We start from the raw sequence: 3,248 nt of genomic DNA, 5'->3' as shown, positions 1-3,248 counted from the left end.
AGCACCTCGACGAGAAGGTCGCCCGCCTCCACCTCGACGCCCTCGGCGTCAAGCTCACCACGCTGCGCCCGGAGCAGGCCGAGTACATCGGCGTCAAGGTCGAGGGCCCGTACAAGCCCGACCACTACCGCTACTGATCCCAGCGGATCGCGCACACTGAAGCAGGCCCCCGGCATCCGTGCCGGGGGCCTGCCCCGTACCCCCGTACGTCAGCCAAGGACCACAGCCCATGCCCCGCGGCCGCTACTCGCTCCACGACCCGCACGACCACACCCCCCTCGGCGAGGAGCACTTCCACTGCGCCCCCGGCCCCTCGGGCTGGCGCTACGTCTCCCAGACCACCGGCCCCGGCGGCGACCACCGGGGCTCCCTCGACCTGGCCGTCGACGCCCTCGGCCGCCCCATCCGGCTCGAAGCCAACGCGGCGAGCTGGCAGGTGCGCGGCGCCGCCATCGACGGCGTCACCTGGGTCCGCACCGACCCCACCGGCACCGAGGCCACCGAGGGCAACGTCGCCGCCCCCGGCTTCACCGGCACCTCCCCGGCCTTCCTCATCGCGACGGCCCGCCTGCTGCGCCTGACCCCCGGCGCCCCCGCGACCCGGATCCGCCTCGTCGCCCTCACCGACCCGGTCCTCGCGCCCCGCACCGTCGACCAGGCCTGGGCGCTGCGCTCCCGCGCCGAGCACCCCACCGACAGCGGCCCGCTCGTCGTGGACGAGTACCGGGTCACCGCCCTCGACACGGGCGAGGTCCACACCGTCCACATCGCCGGGGACGTGGTGCTCTCCGCCCCCGGCATCGAACTCGAACACCTGGAGACCCCGCCGTCCACCTTCACGGACTCCGAGGACTTCGAGGACTTCGGGGACTTCGGGGCCCCGGAGGCCTAGGCGGGCGGCGCGAACCCGGTGGCGGGAGGAGTGGGCGGTGCGGGATCCGCGGGCCGCACCGGCTGGGCGGGCTGCACGGGCGCGACCGACGCGGCCGGCGCCGCGGAGGGCGCCACCGGCATCCCCCCGTACGCCACGGGACCGGAACCGGGCACGGGCGCCGGCCCGGGCGCGGCGGCGAAGGCCCGGGCGGCGTCCCGCGACTGCCGCTCGTGCACCACGGCCATCAGGAACGCGGCCGCCGGCACCCCGGGCGGCGCCGGCGCCCCGGTCCGGGCCACCACGTCGTCCGCGAGGCGCGCCGCCATCACCGCACCCGTGTGCGGGTCCAGCTGGTTCATCCGCGTCAGGTACTGCCGGATCGCCAGCCACAGCCCCTCCGGCACGGCCGAGAGGTCCAGCCCCGCGAACCGCCCGGCCAGCCACGGCGGCGGCGGGGGTACGGGCATCACCCGCGCCCCCGGCACCCGCTCGCGGATCACCAGCGTCCCGGCGAACACGTCCCCGACCCGCCGCCCCCGCTCCGACACCAGCGACGCGGTGCACGCCACCGTCCCGAAGGTCATCAGCAGCTCCACGACCCCCATCGCCCCGCGCACCAGCGCGTGCCGGAACCGGATCGGCCCGCCGTCCTCCCGCACCACCCGCAGCCCGCAGGCCAGCTTCCCCAGCGAACGCCCGTGGCTCAGCGTCTCCACGGCGATCGGCACCCCGACCAGCACCAGCAGCAGCGCCGCCACCGATACGGCCGCCTGCGCGGCTTCGTCGAGCCCGGCGGTCGCGAGGACCAGCACGAACAGCACCAGCAGGTACCCGGTGACGTACACGGTCAGGTCGAGCAGGATCGCCAGCGCCCGGCTCGGCAGCCTCGCCGGCCGCAGACCCAGGACGACCGCGTCCCCCGTCACCAGACCGTTCACCGGACACACCTTTCACCGACCTGACCCGCCCCTGCGCACCCCAGTCTGCCAAGCTGGCCGCAGGACGAGCAGCCGTATCGGGCGGGCCAGGGGCAGGGGAGCGACAACCGGATGGATCTCGACGTCTTCGTGGCCGCCCACCAGGCGCAGTGGGACCGCCTGGAACAGCTCCTCGGGCGGGGCCGCCGGCTCACCGGGGCGGAGGCCGACGAACTCGTCGCGCTCTACCAGCGCACGGCCACGCACCTCTCCCTGATCCAGTCGAGCGCCCCCGACCCGCTGCTCACCGGCCGCCTCACCCAGCTGGTGGCCCGCGCCCGCTCCACCGTCACCGGAACCCGCCGGGCGAGCTGGCGCGACGCCGCCCGCTTCTTCACGGCCGGCTTCCCCGCGGCCGTCTACCGCAGCCGGCGCTGGTGGATACCCACGGCGCTGCTCTCGACCGCCCTCGGCGTGCTCATCGGCTGGTGGATCGCCACGCACCCGGAGGTCCAGGGAGCCGTGGCGGCCCCCGAACACCTCAAGGAGCTGACGCGGCCCGGCGGCGAGTACGAGACGTACTACTCCAGCCACCCGGCGGCCTCCTTCGCCGCGAAGGTGTGGACGAACAACGCCCAGGCCGCCGCCGTCTGCCTGGTCCTCGGGGCCTTCCTGGGCCTGCCGGTGCTCTGGATCCTCTTCCTGAACATGGCCAACCTCGGTGTCGGCCTGGGCCTGATGGCCTCGGCGGGCCGCCTCGACGTCTTCCTGGGCCTGATCCTCCCGCACGGCCTGCTCGAACTGACGGCGGTGTTCGTCGCCGCCGGAACGGGGCTGCGCCTGGGCTGGACGGTCGTCGACCCGGGCCCGCGCACCCGCCGCGCGGCCCTGGCCGAGCAGGGCCGCGCCGCCCTCGGCATGGCCATCGGGCTGGCCGTGGTCCTGTTCGTCTCCGGTCTGATCGAGGGCTTCGTGACCCCGTCGGGCCTCCCCACCTGGGCCCGCATCGCGATCGGCGTCGCCGCCGAGGCCGCCTTCCTGACGTACGTCTTCGTCCTGGGCGGCCGTGCGTCGCGTGCCGGTGACGCGGGCGACGTGGAGGAGGCGGACCAGACGGCCACGCTGCCGACCGCGGCGTGATGTGCGTACGGGCCCGCTGAGCTGCTAGTCTCCTCGTCGTCGCAAAGGGTGTTGACACATCCGGAGCGTGGAGGTAGATTCGAACGGTTGCCTCGAACTGGACAAGTTCGGCAGCGATGGTTTAAAGTCTTCTTCGCCCCCAAGAATCCAAGAAATTGCATTCCGCCGGGGCACATCCAGCTCTGAATCAGGATCTGAAGCCGGGAAATCCGGTGGAAAAACTCTGATAGAGTCGGAACCGCCGGAAAGGGAAAACGCGAAAGCGAAGAACCTGGAAAGCACCGAGGAAGTCGGACACGAAAGAGTCTGATAGAGTC

At 73.3% G+C, this 3,248-nt stretch carries 4 protein-coding genes; 3 read left to right on the top strand and 1 reads right to left on the bottom strand.

Going from position 1 to position 3,248, the window contains the following annotated elements; all coding sequences use genetic code 11:
* On the top strand, nt 1–137 hold a 137-nt coding region (locus ACIRBY_RS38680), incomplete at its 5' end, for an adenosylhomocysteinase (RefSeq protein ID WP_366456701.1).
* A gap of 92 nt (nt 138–229) precedes the next feature.
* Nucleotides 230–892: a hypothetical protein gene (locus ACIRBY_RS38675; protein ID WP_403910168.1), complete on the top strand. Its 663-nt coding sequence runs from the start codon at nt 230–232 to the stop codon at nt 890–892.
* On the opposite strand, the gene ACIRBY_RS38670 is transcribed toward ACIRBY_RS38675, so the two are convergent.
* Nucleotides 889–1,812: an RDD family protein gene (locus ACIRBY_RS38670; protein WP_403910165.1), complete on the bottom strand. Its 924-nt coding sequence runs from the start codon at nt 1,810–1,812 to the stop codon at nt 889–891. The two genes, ACIRBY_RS38675 and ACIRBY_RS38670, sit on opposite strands and share 4 nt — an antisense overlap.
* A gap of 111 nt (nt 1,813–1,923) precedes the next feature.
* Between ACIRBY_RS38670 and ACIRBY_RS38665 the strand changes: the two genes are divergently transcribed.
* Nucleotides 1,924–2,931, top strand: coding sequence for a stage II sporulation protein M (locus ACIRBY_RS38665; protein ID WP_403910162.1), 1,008 nt, complete (start codon nt 1,924–1,926; stop codon nt 2,929–2,931).
* Nucleotides 2,932–3,248: the final 317 nt, after the last annotated feature.

It is taken from the genome of Streptomyces sp. NPDC096136, assembly GCF_044763325.1.
In the GTDB taxonomy this organism is placed as follows: Bacteria; Actinomycetota; Actinomycetes; order Streptomycetales; family Streptomycetaceae; genus Streptomyces.
This window is presented reverse-complemented; position numbering and strand designations above follow the sequence as displayed.

What these genes read in the sequence shown, in the direction of transcription:
- ACIRBY_RS38675 (WP_403910168.1), top strand. Translation starts at nt 230, where the DNA reads ATGCCCCGCGGCCGCTACTCGCTCCACGACCCGCACGACCACACCCCC.
- ACIRBY_RS38665 (WP_403910162.1), top strand. Translation starts at nt 1,924, where the DNA reads ATGGATCTCGACGTCTTCGTGGCCGCCCACCAGGCGCAGTGGGACCGC.